The sequence below is a fragment of the Pseudomonas sp. LBUM1653 genome, assembly GCF_059716115.1.
The window spans coordinates 5,567,604-5,586,232 of the sequence record NZ_CP166803.1 but is presented as its reverse complement, the minus strand read 5'-3'; the positions used below and the strand labels follow the sequence as shown (position 1 = coordinate 5,586,232).

General features: G+C 60.6%; 18 protein-coding genes. All 18 read left to right on the top strand.

The annotated features are described in order from the left end of the window. Position 1 precedes the first annotated feature (1 nt). The 18 genes from mltG to ACA054_RS25035 all read left to right on the top strand — a co-directional run bounded on the left by mltG (position 2) and on the right by ACA054_RS25035 (position 18,537). Positions 2–1,294, top strand: coding sequence for an endolytic transglycosylase MltG (mltG, locus tag ACA054_RS25120; protein WP_497686666.1), 1,293 nt, complete (start codon positions 2–4; stop codon positions 1,292–1,294). Between the two features lie 19 nt (positions 1,295–1,313). Next, positions 1,314–1,946 (top strand): dTMP kinase, encoded by a 633-nt coding sequence (tmk, locus tag ACA054_RS25115; RefSeq protein ID WP_497686665.1) that lies wholly within the window; start codon positions 1,314–1,316, stop codon positions 1,944–1,946. After that, positions 1,939–2,925, top strand: coding sequence for a DNA polymerase III subunit delta' (locus tag ACA054_RS25110; RefSeq protein ID WP_497686664.1), 987 nt, complete (start codon positions 1,939–1,941; stop codon positions 2,923–2,925). The genes tmk and ACA054_RS25110 overlap by 8 nt, the downstream gene beginning before the upstream one ends. Before the next feature lie 72 nt (positions 2,926–2,997). Then, positions 2,998–3,786 carry a TatD family hydrolase gene (locus ACA054_RS25105; RefSeq protein ID WP_497686663.1) on the top strand — a complete coding sequence of 263 codons (789 nt, stop codon included), beginning with the start codon at positions 2,998–3,000 and terminating at the stop codon, positions 3,784–3,786. A gap of 387 nt (positions 3,787–4,173) precedes the next feature. Further along, positions 4,174–4,812, top strand: a complete 639-nt coding sequence (locus ACA054_RS25100) for a TetR/AcrR family transcriptional regulator (protein WP_274072967.1) — start codon at positions 4,174–4,176, stop codon at positions 4,810–4,812. 137 nt (positions 4,813–4,949) lie between these two features. Next, entirely contained in the window at positions 4,950–5,918 is a 969-nt protein-coding gene (locus tag ACA054_RS25095; RefSeq protein WP_497686662.1) for a GTP 3',8-cyclase MoaA, read from the top strand. A 214-nt stretch (positions 5,919–6,132) separates the two neighbouring features. Then, positions 6,133–6,741 (top strand): DUF4823 domain-containing protein, encoded by a 609-nt coding sequence (locus ACA054_RS25090; RefSeq protein ID WP_497686661.1) that lies wholly within the window; start codon positions 6,133–6,135, stop codon positions 6,739–6,741. Positions 6,742–6,757: 16 nt separating this feature from the next. After that, positions 6,758–7,318: a DUF1285 domain-containing protein gene (locus ACA054_RS25085; RefSeq protein ID WP_497686660.1), complete on the top strand. Its 561-nt coding sequence runs from the start codon at positions 6,758–6,760 to the stop codon at positions 7,316–7,318. A 191-nt stretch (positions 7,319–7,509) separates the two neighbouring features. Beyond that, complete coding sequence (locus ACA054_RS25080) at positions 7,510–8,262, top strand: FadR/GntR family transcriptional regulator (protein WP_497686659.1); 753 nt, start codon at positions 7,510–7,512, stop codon at positions 8,260–8,262. Between the two features lie 46 nt (positions 8,263–8,308). Then, entirely contained in the window at positions 8,309–9,184 is an 876-nt protein-coding gene (locus tag ACA054_RS25075) for an SMP-30/gluconolactonase/LRE family protein (RefSeq protein ID WP_497686658.1), read from the top strand. 273 nt (positions 9,185–9,457) lie between these two features. Further along, positions 9,458–10,276: an SDR family oxidoreductase gene (locus ACA054_RS25070; RefSeq protein WP_497686657.1), complete on the top strand. Its 819-nt coding sequence runs from the start codon at positions 9,458–9,460 to the stop codon at positions 10,274–10,276. 99 nt (positions 10,277–10,375) lie between these two features. Beyond that, positions 10,376–11,380 carry a substrate-binding domain-containing protein gene (locus ACA054_RS25065; RefSeq protein ID WP_497686656.1) on the top strand — a complete coding sequence of 335 codons (1,005 nt, stop codon included), beginning with the start codon at positions 10,376–10,378 and terminating at the stop codon, positions 11,378–11,380. A 64-nt stretch (positions 11,381–11,444) separates the two neighbouring features. Then, on the top strand, positions 11,445–12,989 hold the full coding sequence (gene araG, locus ACA054_RS25060) for an L-arabinose ABC transporter ATP-binding protein AraG (protein ID WP_497686655.1): 1,545 nt from the start codon (positions 11,445–11,447) through the stop codon (positions 12,987–12,989). Positions 12,990–13,001: 12 nt separating this feature from the next. After that, complete coding sequence (gene araH / locus ACA054_RS25055; protein WP_497686654.1) at positions 13,002–13,970, top strand: L-arabinose ABC transporter permease AraH; 969 nt, start codon at positions 13,002–13,004, stop codon at positions 13,968–13,970. Between the two features lie 265 nt (positions 13,971–14,235). Beyond that, positions 14,236–14,949 carry a GntR family transcriptional regulator gene (locus ACA054_RS25050; protein ID WP_497690366.1) on the top strand — a complete coding sequence of 238 codons (714 nt, stop codon included), beginning with the start codon at positions 14,236–14,238 and terminating at the stop codon, positions 14,947–14,949. Then, positions 14,946–15,944 (top strand): ADP-ribosylglycohydrolase family protein, encoded by a 999-nt coding sequence (locus ACA054_RS25045; RefSeq protein ID WP_497686653.1) that lies wholly within the window; start codon positions 14,946–14,948, stop codon positions 15,942–15,944. Before ACA054_RS25050 ends, ACA054_RS25045 begins: the two co-directional genes overlap by 4 nt. Positions 15,945–16,148: 204 nt before the next feature. Beyond that, the gene (locus ACA054_RS25040; RefSeq protein WP_497686652.1) at positions 16,149–17,615 is read left to right on the top strand and encodes a purine-cytosine permease family protein; all 1,467 of its coding nucleotides are present in this window, start codon (positions 16,149–16,151) and stop codon (positions 17,613–17,615) included. Continuing rightward, on the top strand, positions 17,608–18,537 hold the full coding sequence (locus ACA054_RS25035) for a PfkB family carbohydrate kinase (protein WP_497686651.1): 930 nt from the start codon (positions 17,608–17,610) through the stop codon (positions 18,535–18,537). The genes ACA054_RS25040 and ACA054_RS25035 overlap by 8 nt, the downstream gene beginning before the upstream one ends. The last annotated feature ends 92 nt before the right edge of the window (positions 18,538–18,629 follow it).

Below are 18,629 nucleotides of genomic sequence, written 5' to 3'. Positions count from 1 at the left end.
CGTGAGACGTAAATTCTTGCTGCTGCTGGAAACCGGACTGGTTCTGGCGGGGCTAATGATAGGTGCTTCTGCCTGGAAAATTCATTCGGCACTGGTGCAACCGCTGAATATCAAACAGGAAGAACTGCTGGAGGTGCCCAAGGGCACCACTCCGAACCGCACCTTCCTGCGGATGGAAGCCGATGGCGTCATCAAGGACGCGTTCTGGCTGCGCGTCTACTGGCGCTTCAACTTGCCTAAACAGCCCTTGCATAGCGGTGAGTACCGCATGACGCCTGGCATGACCGTCGAAGGTCTGATCGATTTGTGGAAGCGCGGGGAAATGGTGCAATACAGCCTGACCCTGGTCGAAGGCTGGAATTTCCACCAGGTCCGTGCGGCCCTGGCCAAGGAAGAAAAGCTTGAGCAAACCCTGAACGGCTTGAGCGACAGCCAGGTCATGGACAAGCTCGGCCATAGCGGGATTTTTCCGGAAGGGCGATTCTTCCCCGACACTTACCGCTTCGTGCGTGGCATGACCGACACCGAAGTGCTGAAAACAGCTTACGAGCGTCTCGACGAAGTGCTGGCCAAGGAGTGGAATCAGCGTGCGGCCGACCTGCCTTACTCCGGACCCTATCAAGCGCTGATCATGGCCTCGCTGGTGGAGAAGGAAACCGGCGTGCCACAGGAGCGCGGGCAGATTGCCGGCGTATTCGTGCGTCGCATGGCGATCGGCATGCTGTTGCAAACAGACCCGACGGTGATCTATGGCCTGGGTGACCGGTACAACGGCAGGCTGACCCGCGCCCATCTCAAGGAAGCGACCCCTTACAACACCTATATGATTTCCGGTCTGCCGCCGACCCCGATTGCCATGGTCGGCCGCGAAGCCATCCACGCGGCGCTGAATCCGGTGGAGGGTACCAGCCTTTACTTCGTGGCTCGCGGCGATGGCAGCCATGTGTTTTCCGATGACCTGGACGCGCACAACAACGCCGTGCGAGAGTTCCAGCTCAAACGTCGTGCCGATTACCGTTCGAGTCCGGCGCCGGTGACCACGCCCGAGACGCCGGATGCCCAGGCGCCGCAAACCGAGACGGTGGAACCAGAGGCGTCGCAACCCGAGGCTCCCGAGGCCCAGCCCTCCGTCCCGGCGGCCTCGCCCGACACCGCGCCCGAGGCTGCACCTCCAGAGCCAACGCAAGAACCCGCGCCTGAACCTGCAGCCGCACCGCCACCGGAGCCAGTGCCACAAACGGAACCGGAGCCGCAAACGGAACCGAATGCAACAACACCGCAAAGCCCGCAATGAATCTGACTAAGGACTGCCTGTGACTGGCTTGTTTATTACGCTGGAAGGCCCGGAAGGCGCCGGCAAGAGCACCAATCGCGAATACCTGGCCGAGCGCCTGAGCGCTGCCGGTATCGAGGTGGTGCTGACCCGCGAACCGGGTGGCACCCCGCTGGCTGAACGCATCCGCGAAGTGCTCCTGGCGCCGGTCGATGAAGTCATGAACCCAGACACCGAGTTGTTGCTGGTATTCGCGGCGCGAGCCCAGCACCTGGCCGAAGTCATTCGCCCGGCGCTGGCCCGTGGCGCCGTGGTGTTGTGTGATCGCTTCACTGATTCGACCTACGCCTACCAGGGCGGTGGCCGCGGCTTGTCACTGGAGCGTATTGCAACGCTGGAAACCTTTGTCCAGGGCGATCTGCGTCCCGACCTGACGCTGATTTTCGACCTGCCGGTGGAAGTCGGTCTGGCGCGCGCCAGTGCCCGCGGACGCCTGGATCGCTTTGAACTGGAAGGCCGAACCTTTTTCGATGCCGTGCGCGGCGCTTTCCTCAAGCGCGCGGCAGCGCAGCCTGCGCGTTACGTGCTGATCGACGCCGCGCAGCCGTTGGCGCAGGTTCAGCAATCCCTGGATGCCTTGCTGCCACGCCTGTTGGAGTTGTGCCGTGGCTGATGCCTATCCGTGGCAGGACAGTCTCTGGCAGCATCTGGCCGGTCGTGCGCAACACGCCCATGCCTATTTGCTGCATGGCCCGGCCGGAATCGGCAAGCGGGCCCTGGCCGAGCGCTTGATGGCCAGCCTGCTGTGCCAGCGTCCGACCGTGCAGGGCGCTTGTGGCGAATGCAAGTCGTGCCTGTTGCTCAAGGCCGGCAGTCATCCCGATAACTACATCCTGGAGCCGGAAGAAGCCGACAAGGCGATCAAGGTCGACCAGGTGCGCGACCTGGTCAGTTTCGTGGTGCAGACCGCGCAACTGGGTGGACGCAAAGTGGTGCTGATCGAGCCGGTGGAGTCGATGAACATCAACGCCGCCAACGCCTTGCTCAAAAGCCTTGAAGAGCCGTCCGGCGACACCGTGTTGCTATTGGTCAGCCACCAGCCCAGCCGGCTGTTGCCGACCATCAAGAGCCGCTGTGTGCAGCAAGCCTGTCCGCTGCCGGGCGAGGCCATGAGCCTGGACTGGCTGGCCAAGGCCTTGCCGGATTGTTCGCCGGAAGAACGCATCGAGTTGCTGACCCTGGCAGCCGGTTCGCCGTTGGCCGCCGTCAACCTGAACGCCCAGGGCGTGCGCGAGCAGCGCGCGCAAGTGGTCGATGGGGTGAAGAAGTTGCTCAAGCAGCAACAATCGCCGACACAACTGGCCGAGGGCTGGAATGCGATTCCGTTGTTGCTGCTGTTCGACTGGTTCTGTGATTGGTCGAGCCTGATCCTGCGCTACCAACTAACCCAGGATGAACAAGGGCTGGGGCTGATGGACATGCGCAAGGTGATTCAGTACCTGGCGCAAAAAACCGCGCAGGACAAAGTCCTGAATATCCAGGACTGGATTCTCGCCCAACGCCAGAAAGTGTTGAGCAAAGCCAACCTCAACCGGGTGTTGTTGCTGGAGGCGCTGCTGGTGCAATGGGCGACGTTGCCTACCCAGAGGTGACCGTCTGCGCCTAGACTTCATGTATCAGACAATCCGACCTCCCATCCATACGATGTAAGTTGCAGCCCTTTTATGCTCGTAGATTCCCATTGTCACCTTGATCGCCTCGACCTCGCCGCCCACAACGGCTCGTTGGATAACGCCCTGGATGCGGCCCGCCAGCGTGGAGTAGGGCATTTTTTGTGTATCGGTGTAAGCGCTGACAACGCCGCCGATGTCAAAGCCCTGGCCGAGCGCTACGACGATGTCGATTGTTCGGTCGGCGTGCATCCGCTGGATGTGCAGCCGGGTGCGGCGCCTGCGCTGGACTGGCTGTTGCACGAACTCAATCATCCGCGCGTGGTGGCGATCGGTGAAACCGGTCTGGATTATCACTACGAACCGGAAGCGGCAGAGTTGCAGCAGCAATCTTTCCGATTGCACCTGCAAGCGGCCCAACAGACCGGCAAGCCGGTGATCATCCACACCCGAGGCGCGCGCGCCGATACCTTGAACCTGTTGCGTGAGGCGGCGCTGCCCCAGGCGGGCGTGCTGCACTGCTTCACCGAGGACTGGGACATGGCGAAAGCCGCGCTGGACATGGGTTACTACATTTCCCTGTCCGGGATTGTCACATTCCGCAATGCCGACGCGTTGCGCGACGTGGCGAGCAAGGTGCCGGCCGACCGTTTGCTGGTAGAAACCGACTCACCGTACCTGGCGCCGATCCCGTATCGCGGCAAGCCGAACCTGCCGCAGTACGTACGCGAAGTTGCGGAATTTCTGGCAATGTTGCGGGGTGAGCCTTACGAGCGATTTGCCGAGCAGACCACTGAGAACTTCAAGCGGTTGTTCCCGCTGGCGCATTTGAAATCTGTTTAGGGTTCGAAGACGCTTTCGCGAGCAGGCTCGCTCCCACAAGGTTAAATCGCAGGCAAAAAAAACCCGGGTTCTGGGGGGTGAATCCGGGTTAAGACCATTAGGAGTAAAACAATGGCACGCGGTCCGTTGGTACCAATATCGGCGTGACACTTGGGGGAGATGCCCCGCCGACAGTTCAAGTATTGATCAGTATTTCGCACCGTCCAGTTTGTAGGCCGCGGTTTTTAAACAAATTTGGAATACGGGCGCTTCAGAAGAGTTCTCATCAACGGACGATGTTGCGAGAAATCATCAAGAAACACAGATATGGTCGGATGATCCGTGCATTTTGGCGCAATTTAGGCATAATACGCGGCTTCGAATTTTGACCCCTACAGACCTTTTCTTATGCATAAAGAACCTCGTAAGGTCCGTGAGTTTCGTCGCCGCGAGCAAGAAATTCTCGATACCGCGCTCAAGCTGTTCCTCGACCAGGGTGAAGATAGTGTCACCGTCGAGATGATTGCTGATGCTGTCGGTATCGGCAAAGGCACGATCTACAAGCATTTCAAATCCAAGGCCGAGATCTATCTGCGCCTGATGCTCGACTATGAGCGCGATTTGAACGAGCTGTTGCATTCGGCCGATGTCGACAAGGACAAGGAAGCCCTGTCCCGCGCCTATTTCGAATTCCGCATGCGCGACCCACAGCGTTACCGGTTGTTTGACCGCCTGGAAGAAAAGGTCGTCAAGGGCAACCAGGTGCCGGAGATGGTCGAGGAGCTGCACAAGATACGTGCCTCGAACTTCGAACGCCTGACCTTGCTCATCAAGGGCCGGATCAGCGAAGGCAAGCTCGAAGACGTGCCACCTTACTTCCATTACTGCGCGTCCTGGGCGCTGGTGCACGGTGCCGTGGCACTGTATCACTCGCCGTTCTGGAGCAATGTGCTGGAAGACCAGGAAGGCTTCTTCCAGTTCCTGATGGACATCGGCGTGCGCATGGGTAACAAGCGCAAGCGCGACAACGACACCCCGAGCAGCTGAGCCATTCAGCCGCCTTATTGCCCGTGATTTCGCTACATGGCGCAGTACCGCAGGAATATACTCAGGCAGAGGGCTTGCTAAAACTTGATTTGTGAGTCAAGTTTTACCGGCCCGAATATTCTTGCGCCGGAGTGATCATGATCGTTGACCGACAAGGCAGGCGTTTTCGCAATTTGCGAGTCAGCCTGACCTCAGCCTGCAATTACGCTTGTACCTACTGCGTGCCCAACGGCAAGCGGCTGGTGGCTGCGCAGGATGAATTGTCGGCAGAAGCCATGGCGCGTGGAGTCGCCTACCTGATCGAAGCGGCGGGTATCGAGCGCTTGCGCATCACCGGTGGCGAACCGCTGGTCAGCCCGAAACTCGAAGCCTTCATGGCCGCCGTCGGCCAGATGGGGCTGCAGGACATCAGCCTGACCACCAATGGCCAGCTGTTGGCGAAAAAGCTGCCGATCCTGGTGGATGCCGGCATTCGGCGCATCAACGTTTCCCTAGATACCCTGGACGCCTCTGCGTTTCGCAGCATTGCCCGTGGTGGCGATCTGGCGACAGTGCTTGGCGGCATGGACCAGGCGCGTGCGGCGGGCATGAAGGTCAAGGTCAACATGGTGCCGCTGCGCGGCCAGAACCTCGATCAGGTGATGCCACTGCTCGATTACTGCCTGGAGCGCGGCTTTGAGCTGCGCTTCATCGAGTTGATGCGCATGGGCCACCTGGCCAGCGACTCCAATGCATTCCTGCAGCAGTTTGTCAGCCTGCAACAGCTGCTGAGCCTGATCGGCGAACGCTATGAGTATCTCCAGGCCGATGCGCCTGTCGATGCGACCGCTGTCCGTTATGAAATTCCGGGGCAGGGTTATTTTGGCGTGATCGCCAACGAAAGTGTTCCGTTCTGCCGCACCTGCTCGCGGTTGCGCCTGTCGTCCACTGGCTGGCTGCATGGCTGCCTGTCGTCGAGTAATCGCCACTATGTCGGCGATCTGCTGGACAAGCCGCGTCATCAAGCGTTGCCGGCCTTGCAGCGACTTCTGGTGAAAGCCTTGGGTGACAAGCAGGAAGTGGCGTTTTCCGGCGGTGCGACCATCATGAAGATTATCGGTGGCTGAACCGCCTGTGGCGAGGGGCTTTTGTGGCGAGGGGATTTATCCCCGTTGGGCTGCGAAGCGGCCCCAGCATTTCGAAATAAATAATTGCATGCAATGGTTTGACGACTGCTGCGCAGCCGAACGGGGATAAATCCCCTCGCCACAAAAGACTGGCGCAAAAGCTGCATCCCACGGCCATTCGCCGGTTTTCCGTCACCGGCCTCTGGAGGATAGGATGCGTAGCCTGGTTTTGCTGCTGGCCATTTTGGCGCTCGGTGGCTGCATGAATGTCAGCGACATGGCCGAAGGGACTCGCTACCACATGAGCGACGCCGGCCTGCTGGACCACAGCGACAGCCGCCGGGTGAATAACCTGCGCATTCAGCCGGACTCCTTCGTCTACATTGCCCAGGGCGCCTTTGTGCCGCCGGGCAGTGCCGTATACCCGCGCCCCAATGTGATCGCCGAAGTCGCCTTCGATGGTTTCGTCGAATATTTCCCGATGGTCCGCCGCGCCCGCACACCGCAAGGCCTTGACCAGGCCATGGGCGAAGCCCGTGCCGTCGGCGCCCATTACCTGCTCTATACCCGTTTCGCCAAGTCCGATGACCGCATCGGCAACTCGGATGAATGGCTGGATCAGGAAGCCGTGGATCGCCTCGGCATCGACACCGGCGTAATTCAGATCATGTTGATCGAGACCAGCACCCAATATTTGATTGATACTGCACGTATCAAGAGTCGCGGTGGTCTGCTGACATTCCACGACGAAAAACCCGAAGACCTGATGGGCCCGCCGCTGCAGCAGTACGCGCGTAGCCTGTTGGGGCTCAGCGACCAGTAATTTCAAGGAGAACGCCATGAGTGGCCCGCAAAAAGCCAACGACCTGCTGGGGCAAATCCCCAAGACCCAAGGCTTGCCACCGGTCCACTTGTGGAACCCCGATTTCTGCGGCGACATCGACATGCGCATCGCCCGCGACGGTACCTGGTACTACCTGGGCACGCCGATCGGACGCAAGCCGATGGTCAAACTGTTCTCCACCATCATTCGCCGCGACGGTGATGATTACTTCCTGATCACTCCGGTGGAGAAGGTCGGCATCAAGGTCGATGACGCGCCCTTTGTGGCGATTGCGGTGGACGTGGAAGGCGAGGGCGAGGCGCAGGTTCTGCGCTTTACCACCAACGTCGATGAGACTGCTGAAGCCGGCACCGAGCATCCGATTCGCGTGGTCATCGATCCCGACACACAAGAACCGGCGCCCTATGTGCATGTGCGCACCAACCTCGAAGCGCTTATCCATCGCAACGTGTTCTATCAATTGGTAGAGCTGGCCGTTACCCGCGAGATCGATGGGCAGCGTTGGCTCGGTGTTTGGAGCGCAGGCGAGTTCTTCCGAATCGGTCTGGAACCCTGACATAAGACACTGTGGGAGCGAGCCTGCTCGCGAAAGCGGTGGATCTGACACATAGATGTCGGATATGCAGTCGCCTTCGCGAGCAGGCTCGCTCCCACAATGAATTCCTACAGTTCCTCATAAAATCTGTTTGACACCCAATCATATGATGATTAGCGTAGACATCCATCGCGAACGGCTTTGAGGTGTTCATGTCCAGCAGTTTTCACGCGTCGACGGTCGATTGGCTGGGCTGCTGGATTGCTGCCGGGCAAGTCAAGCCAGGCGAGGCGCTGAAGGTCGAAGCCGACCTCGGCGAACAGCTGGGTGTCAGCCGCACCGTTATTCGCGAAGCCATCAAGACCCTGGTCGCCAAGGGCATGCTCGAAGTCGGGCCGAAAGTCGGTACGCGGGTGTTGCCGGTGCGGCGCTGGAATCTATTCGATCCACAGGTCGTAGGGTGGCTGTCACGCAGTGGCTTGCCGGAAAATTTCGTCGATGACTTGCTCGACCTGCGCCGAACCATTGAACCAATGGCGGTGCGCTGGGCCTGCGAACGGGCAACCGCCGAACAGCTCGATGCAATATTACTGGCCTACAACGCGTTAAAGCGGGCGGTGGACAGCGGCGTCGATTACAACCGCGCCGACCAGCTTTTCCACGAGAGCATTCTCGCTGCCAGCCACAATCAATTCATCGAGCAAATGGTCCCGGCTCTTGGAGCGCTGTTGGCCGTGTGTTTTGAAGTATCCGCTGCCGACCCCGACGAACTGCGCCGCACCTTGCCCATTCATAAAGACATGGCCGACGCCATCGCCGCCCGGGATACCGCGCGAGGTGTCTGGGCCTGCATGACCCTGATCGATAACGCCGATCTGGCGATCAAGCGCTACTACCCGCAAGTCATGGCCGACAAGGTAGGAGCGAGCATGCTCGCGATGGAGTGTCAGGCGACGTCCATGTAGCTGACACGCTCCTGACAATAACAACAAGAATAACGCAGGAGGTTTCATGACGTTGACTGCGGTTACCGAGCACCGGGCGCTACTCGGGGAAGGCCCGTTCTGGGATGCGCCGACCCAGGCGCTGTACTGGGTGGACATCGCCGGCAAACAGGCCATGCGGTTGATCGGCGCCAACGTGCAGATCTGGCAGATGCCGGAGCACGTGTCGGCGTTCATCCCCTGTGCGAGCGGCGATGCGCTGGTGACCTTGAGCAGCGGCGTGTATCGGCTTGATCTTGACTCACCAGGATTGGACCCGCGACTGACCTTGTTCTGCGTCGCCGATCCACAACCCGGCAACCGCGCCAACGAAGCCCGCTGCGATGCTCAAGGCAGGCTGTGGCTCGGCACCATGCAAAATAACATCGGCGAACAGGGCGAAGACCTGCCCATCGAGCGGCGTACCGGTGCTCTGTTCCGCATCGATCGCGATGCGCGGGTGACACCGCTGCTGCGTGGCCTGGGCATTCCCAATACGTTGTTGTGGAGCGATGACGGCACCACTGTTTATTTTGGCGACAGCCTCGACGGCACGTTGTACAGGCACTTCATTCGTACCGACGGCCTTCTCGAACCGGCACAGGCCTGGTTCGGCCCCCACCCACTCGGCGGCCCGGACGGCTCGGCAATGGACGCCGAGGGTTTTATCTGGAATGCCCGTTGGGATGGCAGTTGCCTGCTCAGGCTGAGCCCGGAAGGCAAAGTCGATCGAGTGATCGAACTGCCCGTCAGCCGTCCGACCAGTTGCGTATTTGGCGATGCCGACCTCAAAACCCTGTACATCACCAGCGCCGCGAGTCCGCTTGGGCATCCGCTGGACGGGGCTGTGTTGTCGATTCGCGTCGAAGTGCCCGGAAAGGTCTGTAGCCGATTTTCCGGATAAATCCCAAAATATGGGATGTTAAATTATATATTGAGATTATTCCCCGCTCGGGTTTATAGTCGGCTCCATCAGATACACGCACTCACACTTAAAAAAACAAAACAGGTGAAGTGATGCAGCGATATTTCCCCGCACTCCCATGTGGAGTCCGCGTTTCAGATCACCCCGATGCTGAAACGTTTTTGCGTCTGCCTGTTTCTTCCAAAACGCCTTTTGACCGGACATCCACAGATGCCCGGTTTTCGTCGTGCTTTCGAACAGGAGTCCTGATCCATGGCTGAACCTCTTTCGCTACCACCGGTGCCCGAACCACCCAAGGGCGAGCGCCTGAAAAACAAAGTCGTGCTGTTGACCGGCGCCGCCCAAGGCATCGGCGAGGCGATTGTGGCGACCTTCGCGTCCCAGCAAGCCAAGCTGATCATCAGCGATATCCAGGCCGAAAAAGTCGAGAATGTCGCGGCGCAGTGGCGAGGAAAAGGGGCTGACGTGGTGGCGATCAAGGCCGACGTGTCGCAGCAGCAGGATCTGCACGCCATGGCCAAACTGGCGGTCGAGCGTCACGGGCGGATCGACGTGCTGGTCAACTGCGCCGGGGTCAACGTGTTCCGTGATCCGCTGGAAATGACCGAGGAAGACTGGCGTCGCTGCTTCGCCATCGACCTCGATGGCGCCTGGTACGGCTGCAAGGCTGTATTGCCGCAGATGATCGAGCAGGGCATCGGCAGCATCATCAACATTGCTTCGACCCATTCCACCCACATCATTCCAGGCTGCTTCCCGTATCCGGTGGCCAAGCACGGTCTGCTCGGCCTGACCCGCGCCCTGGGTATCGAATACGCACCCAAGGGCATTCGCGTCAACGCCATCGCGCCGGGTTATATCGAAACCCAATTGAACGTCGACTACTGGAACGGTTTTGCCGACCCGCATGCCGAACGTCAGCGCGCCTTCGACCTGCACCCGCCGCGCCGCATCGGCCAGCCGATTGAGGTGGCCATGACCGCGGTGTTCCTGGCCAGTGACGAAGCGCCGTTCATCAATGCTTCGTGCATCACCATCGATGGCGGGCGCTCAGTGATGTACCACGACTAGGTAGCCCAAGGTTTCAGGGCTGAACTACGCCTGAAATCCAATCATCATACGATATGACTATTGGCAGTACGCTCAACAAAAACAACAAGGAGTCAGCTTATGAATCGTCGTCATGCCATCCGTTCCCTGTGCTGCGCCGCCCTGGCAGTCAGCGCAGTCAGCCTGAGCAGCACGCTGCTGGCGGCTGAAGAAGTGAAAATCGGTTTCCTGGTCAAGCAAGCGGAAGAGCCCTGGTTCCAGACCGAGTGGGCCTTCGCTGAAAAGGCCGGCAAGGAGAAGGGTTTTACCCTGATCAAGATCGCCGTACCTGACGGTGAGAAAACCCTGTCGGCCATCGACAGCCTGGCGGCCAACGGCGCCAAGGGCTTCGTGATCTGCCCGCCGGACGTGTCCCTGGGCCCTGCGATCATGGCCAAGGCCAAGCTCAACGGTTTGAAAGTGATCGCCGTGGATGACCGCTTCGTCGATGCCAGCGGCAAGTTCATGGAAGACGTGCCTTACCTGGGCATGGCCGCGTTCGAAGTCGGGCAGAAACAAGGCAGCGCCATGGCCACCGAAGCGAAAAAACGCGGCTGGGAATGGAAAGACACCTATGCAGTGATCAACACCTTCAACGAACTCGACACTGGCAAGAAACGCACCGACGGCTCGGTCAAGGCCTTGGAAGATGCCGGCATGCCCAAGGACCACATCCTGTTCTCGGCCCTGAAAACCCTCGACGTGCCGGGCAGCATGGATGCCACCAACTCGGCGCTGGTGAAGCTGCCGAGCGCGGCGAAGAACCTGATCATCGGCGGCATGAACGACAACACCGTGCTCGGCGGCGTGCGTGCCACTGAAGCCGCCGGTTTTGCCGCGGCGAATGTAATCGGCATCGGCATCAACGGCACCGACGCCATTGGCGAGCTGAAGAAACCCGACAGCGGCTTCTACGGGTCGATGCTGCCAAGCCCGCACATCGAGGGCTACAACACCGCCAGCATGATGTACGAGTGGGTTACCAGCGGCAAAGAACCGGCGAAGTACACCGCCATGGACGACGTGACACTGATCACGCGCGACAACTTCAAGCAGGAACTGGAAAAGATCGGCCTGTGGAACTGAGGGCTGATTGATTTCATTGGTGGCCCCGGCAACGGGGTTGCCTGATCTGTGTGATGAGGTGGTTATGCACGCGCTAACACAAATACAGCAACACAACGCCGGCGGCAGCTTGCGCTTCAACGGGATCGGCAAGACCTTTCCCGGCGTGAAGGCGCTGGACAACATCAACTTCGTCGCCCATCCGGGGCAGGTTCATGCCTTGATGGGCGAGAACGGCGCCGGCAAGTCGACCTTGCTGAAGATCCTCGGCGGCGCCTACACCCCGAGCAGCGGCGACCTGCAGATCGGCGGCCAGACGATGGCCTTCAAGTCCACCGCCGACAGCATTGGCAGCGGCGTTGCAGTTATCCATCAAGAGCTGCACCTGGTGCCGGAAATGACGGTCGCGGAGAATCTTTTTCTCGGTCACCTGCCGGCCAGTTTTGGCCTGATCAATCGCGGCACTTTGCGCCAGCAAGCCCTGGCCTGTCTCAGGGGCCTGGCCGATGAAATCGACCCGCAGGAGAAAGTCGGGCGCCTGTCCCTCGGTCAGCGGCAGTTGGTCGAGATCGCCAAGGCCTTGTCCCGTGGCGCGCATGTCATCGCCTTCGACGAGCCCACCAGTAGCCTTTCGGCACGGGAGATCGATCGCTTGATGGCGATCATCGCTCGCCTGCGCGACGAGGGCAAAGTGGTGCTCTACGTCTCCCATCGCATGGAGGAAGTGTTCCGCATCTGCAACGCGGTGACGGTGTTCAAGGACGGCCGTTACGTGCGCACCTTCGAAGACATGAGCGAGCTGACCCATGACCAATTGGTCACCTGCATGGTCGGTCGCGACATTCAGGACATCTACGATTACCGCCCTCGCCAGCGCGGCGCGGTGGCGTTGAAGGTCGACAGCCTGCTCGGGCCTGGCCTGCGCGAACCGGTGAGTTTCGACGCGCACAAAGGCGAGATTCTCGGCTTGTTCGGCCTGGTCGGCGCGGGGCGCACGGAATTGTTTCGCCTGCTCAGCGGCCTGGAACGCAACAGCGCCGGACGCCTTGAACTGCGCGGCCATGAACTGAAATTGCGCTCGCCCCGGGATGCGATTGCGGCCGGGATCCTGCTCTGTCCCGAAGACCGCAAGAAGGAAGGCATCCTGCCGCTGGCGAGCGTCGCCGAGAACATCAATATCAGCGCTCGTGGTGCGCATTCGACCTTCGGTTGCCTGTTGCGTGGGCTGTGGGAGAAGGGCAACGCCGACAAGCAGATCAAGGCGCTCAAGGTAAAAACACCGCACGCCGGGCAACAGATCAAGTTTCTGTCCGGCGGCAACCAGCAGAAGGCCATTCTCGGGCGCTGGCTGTCGATGCCGATGAAAGTCCTGCTGCTCGACGAGCCCACCCGCGGCATCGACATCGGCGCCAAAGCCGAAATCTACCAGATCATCCATAACCTGGCCGCCAGTGGCATTGCGGTGATCGTGGTGTCCAGCGACCTGATGGAAGTGATGGGCATTTCCGACCGCATCCTGGTGTTGTGCGAAGGCGCGCTGCGCGGCGAACTGAGCCGCGAACAGGCCAATGAATCCAACCTGCTGCAACTGGCTTTGCCGCGCCAACGCGCTGACGGCGTGGCGAACTGAGAGGTGACTATGATGACAAGCCAAAACAACGCACTGCCAACCCCGCGCAAGCCGCTGGACCTGCGGCGCTTTCTCGACGACTGGGTGATGCTGCTGGCGGCCGTCGGTATCTTCGTGCTGTGCACCTTGTTGATCGACAACTTCCTCTCGCCATTGAACATGCGCGGCCTGGGCCTGGCGATTTCCACGACCGGGATCGCGGCGTGCACCATGTTGTACTGCCTGGCGTCCGGGCATTTCGACTTGTCGGTGGGGTCGGTGATCGCATGCGCCGGGGTGGTTGCCGCCGTGGTGATGCGTGACACCGACAGCGTGTTTCTCGGTGTCAGTGCGGCGCTGGCGATGGGGCTGATCGTCGGGCTGATCAACGGTATCGTGATTGCCAAGCTGCGGGTCAACGCGCTGATCACCACGCTGGCGACCATGCAGATCGTGCGCGGTCTGGCTTACATCTTCGCCAACGGCAAAGCGGTGGGTGTGTCCCAGGAGTCGTTCTTCGTGTTCGGCAACGGTCAGTTGTTCGGCGTGCCGGTACCGATCCTGATCACCATCGTCTGCTTCCTGTTCTTCGGCTGGTTGCTCAACTACACCACCTACGGGCGCAACACCATGGCCATCGGCGGGAACCAGGAAGCGGCGCTGCTGGCGGGGGTCAACGTTGACCGGACCAAGATCATCATCTTCGCCGTGCACGGCCTGATCGGTGCGCTGGCCGGGGTGATCCTGGCATCGCGCATGACCTCGGGCCAACCGATGATCGGGCAGGGCTTCGAGCTGACGGTGATCTCGGCCTGCGTGCTCGGCGGCGTGTCGCTCAGTGGCGGGATCGGCATGATCCGGCATGTGATTGCCGGGGTGTTGATCCTGGCGATCATCGAGAACGCGATGAACCTGAAGAACATCGATACGTTCTACCAGTATGTGATTCGGGGTTCGATTTTGTTGCTGGCCGTCGTGATAGACCGCTTGAAACAGCGCTGACACCACCAGAACCTGTGGGAGCGAGCCTGCTCGCGAAAGCGTCGGGCCTGACACTTTGATGTTGGATGTGCCGACGTCTTCGCGAGCAGGCTCGCTCCCACAGTGGATTGTGTCGTGTACAAATTTTGTGTACGTCGCAAACTCTTGTGGGAGCGAGCCTGCTCGCGATTGACCACGCAGTGGTCATTCCCAAATCACCATTCCTTCCGTCACTTCCCCTAAATATCCCTTGCTCGTTTCAAGGTGTTTCATGTTCAATTTGTACATGATTAGACAGGTACGATTCGACAAGAAACAACGGGTGGTCGACGAACTCATTCGTCGCATCGAAAGCGGTCTCATGGAGGACGGTTTTCATCTGCCGGGCGAGCATCAGTTGGCTCAAGAATTCAAAGTCAGCCGAGGAACCTTGCGTGAAGCGCTGGCCGAGTTGAAACGGCGCAACTACATTGCGACGCAAAGCGGGGTCGGTTCCATCGTCACCTTCGACGGTGTGGCACTGGATCAGCGCAGCGGCTGGGCCCAGGCCCTGGCCGACAGCGGCGCGCTGGTCAATACCGAAGTGCTGCGGCTGGAGGCGGTGACCCGTCCTGACCTGCTGCCGCGTTTCGGCATCGACCAATTCATCACCCTCGACCGTCGCCGCCGCTCCAATGACGGCACGCTGGTCTCCCTCGAACGCTCATTGATGCCCGCTACCGGAGGCCTGGAAAGCCTGCCGCGGGTTGGCTTGATCGATAACTCGCTGACCATTACGTTGGCCGCTTATGGCTACATTGGCGAGCGCGGCGATCAATGGATCGGCGCAGAGCCGTTGAATGCCGAAGATGCCGAACTGCTGGGTCGTCCGGTCGGCACGGTATTCCTCAAGGCCTTGCGCACCACCTATGACCGGCAAAACCGCTTAATGGAACAGGTGGAAAGCCTGCTCGACCCGGTGCATTTTCGCCTGCACCTGCAATTTGGACCTTCGAAATGACCGCGCTCAATCGAGCACTTGGCGCGTTCTACGGCCTGGCCCTGGGCGATGCACTGGGCATGCCGACCCAATCCCTGAGCCGCGCCCAGATCCGGGCGCGCTTCGGCGAAATCACCGACCTTGAAGACGCCGGCCCCGATCAGCCGATCGCTGCCAATATGCCCAAGGGCTCGATCACCGACGACACCGAGCAGGCCATTCTGGTCGGTCAATTGTTGGTCGAGGGTCAAGGCAAAATCGAACCATCGGTACTCGCACAACGCTTGATCGAATGGGAAGCAGCAATGCAGGCCAAGGGCTCGCAGGACTTGCTCGGCCCTTCGACCAAACGCGCGATCGAGATGATCCTCGCCGGCCATTCACCCGAAGAAGCCGGACGCTACGGCACCACCAATGGCGCGGCGATGCGGATCACGCCGGTCGGGATTGCCGCGGATGTGGCCAATCCCGAGCGTTTCATCGATGCCGTGGTGCAGGCATGCCAGGTCACCCACAACACCACGCTGGGCATTTCCAGCGCGGCGGCGGTGGCGGCGGTCGTTTCCGCCGGGATCAACGGCATGGACCTGGGCGAGGCGCTGAACCTCGGCCAGCAAATCGCCCAGCAAGCCGAAGGCCATGGCCACTGGGTGGCCGGCGGACGAATCGCTTCGCGCATCAGTTGGGCACGCAGCATCAGCGTCGACAGTGACAAGGCGTTGCTCGCCGATGTGCTGTACGACGTGATCGGCACCTCGGTGGCTTCGCAGGAGTCGGTGGTGGTGTCGTTTGCCCTGGCCCAGCAAGTGGCCATCGGCGAAATGTGTGCCTTCGACGCACTGTGCATGGCCGCCGGCCTGGGTGGCGACACCGACACCATCGCGGCGATTCTGGGTGCGATGCTCGGGGCCTGCCTGGGTCTGGAGAGTTGGCCGGTTTTGATGATCGAGAAGGTCAAGGCCGTCAATGATCTTGAGCTGGAGCCTTTGGTGGAAGGACTGTTGGCTTTGCGCTGACAGAACTGACGCCTTCGCGAGCAGGCTCGCTCCCACAAGTGCGGTGTATACCCCTGTGGGAGCGAGCCTGCTCGCGAAGGGTGCTCCGCCGATTCAATTTGATAACCCGCAACGGAACGCACCAACACGGCCAGGACGGCCGGGATGTTGTGTCGACTTCCCTCATTGCCCACAACCACAAAAATGGCAACAGGAGCATTTTTCATGAGTTCATCGAACGCCGGGCAGAACGCCGGGCAACTGGAAACCCGCGGCATCGAGCCGGTGCCGGAGGCCGAGTGCAATGGCCATCCGCTGCAACTGTTCTGGGTCTGGTTCGCTGCTAACATTTCCATCCTCGGCCTGCCGCTGGGTGCGACCCTCGTGGCTTTTCGCGGGTTGGCGATCTGGCAGGCGGTCATCGTCGCGATCCTCGGTGCCGCCGGTTCCTTCGCGGTGGTCGGGATCATTTCCATCGCCGGTCGTCGTGGCCGCGCGCCGAGCCTGACCCTGTCACGCGCCATCTTCGGCGTGCGCGGCAATATCGGCCCGACCCTGGTTTCGCTGATGTCGCGCCTGGGCTGGGAAACCGTCAACACCACCACCGCCGCGTTCGTGTTGCTGTCGCTGTGCTCAATCCTCTTTGGTTCGCCGGTGGAGGCCAAAAGCGCGCCGTTGCTGACCCTGGTGTTCATCGCGATTTTCGTCTTGCTGACCTTGTCGGTTTCCGGCCTCGGTCACGCCACGTTGCTGGTGATCCAGAAGTGGGCGACCTACGTATTCGGCGCACTGAATATCCTGGTCGGCGGCTTCCTTTGCGCCACCATCGACTGGAGTGCGGTGTTCAACGCCACGCCGGCGCCAATGAGCGCGATGATCATCGGCATCGGCACCATGGCGGCCGGCACCGGGATCGGTTGGGCCAACGCCGGCGCGGATATGTCGCGCTATCAGCACCGCAGCGTCAAGGCCATACGCCTGGTGGCGTCGGCGGCGTTCGGCGCGGGCATTCCACTGGTGCTGTTGATCACCCTCGGCGGCCTGCTGTCGGTGGGCAACAACGACCTGGCCCAGGCCACCGATCCGATCATCGCCATCCGCGACATGCTGCCGACCTGGATGGCCGTGCCGTACCTGATCACCGCCTTCGGTGGCCTGCTGCTGTCGAACAATCTGTCGGTGTACTCCGCCGGCCTGACCACGCTGACCCTCGGCCTGAAGGTCAAGCGCGTCTACGCCGTGGTGGTGGACATCGTGGCGATCTTCGCCGGTTCGATTTATTTCATGCTGATCGCCGACAGTTTCTACGGCCCGTTCATCACCTTCATTTCCCTGCTGGCGGTGCCGATCACGGCGTGGGTCGGGATCTTCGTGGTCGATCTGATTCATCGTCACTACTACAGCCCCAAGGATCTGCTGGACGTGAGCCCAAGCAGCGCCTACTGGTACCGCGGCGGCGTCGAGTGGCGCGCGTTCGGTGCCTGGGCGGTGGCGATCGTGCTCGGTTTCAGCTTCACCACCATTGGCACCACGGCAGAAAACGTCTGGTTCAAAGGTTTCCTGTCCGACTCGTGGCTGGGGCATAACGGTCTCGGCTGGATCGTGACCTTTGTGGTCGCCGGTGGCATTTACCTTGTACTCGGCGGGGCGAAGGATCGTCGTGCCGCGTTGATCGAGAATGCTCATGCCTAAGATGCTGCACACCGGCCAGGTCATCATCGACCTGGTCATGGCCGTGGATAAATTGCCGCAAGCGGGGGGCGACGTGTTGGCGCAGTCCGCCAGTTTCGAAGCCGGTGGCGGTTTCAATGTGATGGCGGCCGCACAGCGTAATGGTTTGTCGGTGGTCTACCTTGGCCGCCACGGCACCGGGCGTTTCGGTGACCTGGCGCGTGAAGCCATGAATGCAGAAGGCATCCAGCTCGGCATCGCTGATCGTGCCGAGCGCGATACCGGGCTGTGCGTCGCCATCACCGACGCTTCGGCCGAACGCAGTTTCGTTTCGTACATCGGTGCCGAAGGCGGGTTGACTGCGCAAGACCTGGCCAGTGTGTCGGCCGAGGCGGGCGATTATGTCTACGTCAGCGGCTACAGCCTGCTGCAGGCGGGGAAGGCACAGGCGCTGGTGGATTGGGTGCTGGAATTGCCGAGCGGGATAAACGTGGTGTTCGATCCTGGGCCGTTGGTGGACCCGCCGGACGCGCCGCTGATGCAGGCGTTGCTGGCGCGGATTGATCTGTGGACCAGCAACAGTGTCGAGGCGCTGAAGTTTACCGGTGCGACGGACATCGCCCAGGCGCTGGACCGTCTGGTTGAGCATTTGCCGCGCGATGTGCTCATGGTCGTTCGCGACGGGCCCCAAGGATGCTGGATTCATCAGCAGGGCGAACGTCGACATGTACCGGGTTTCAAGGTGCAGGCGGTGGACAGCAATGGCGCTGGCGATGCCCATGCCGGGGTGTTTGTGGCAGGGCTGGCGCAGGGGTTGTCGGCGTTTGATGCAGCGCAAAGAGCCAATGCGGCGGCGGCTTTGGCGGTGACTCGGTGGGGGCCGGCGACATCGCCTGGGGCTGCTGAGGTGGATGAGTTTATCCTTAAGACTTTCGGCGCCTGATCCGCCGCTTTCGCGAGCAGGCTCGCTCCCACATTTGATCGCATTTCTTCAAGAAGAAAAGGGTCGAATGTGGGAGCGAGCCTGCTCGCGAA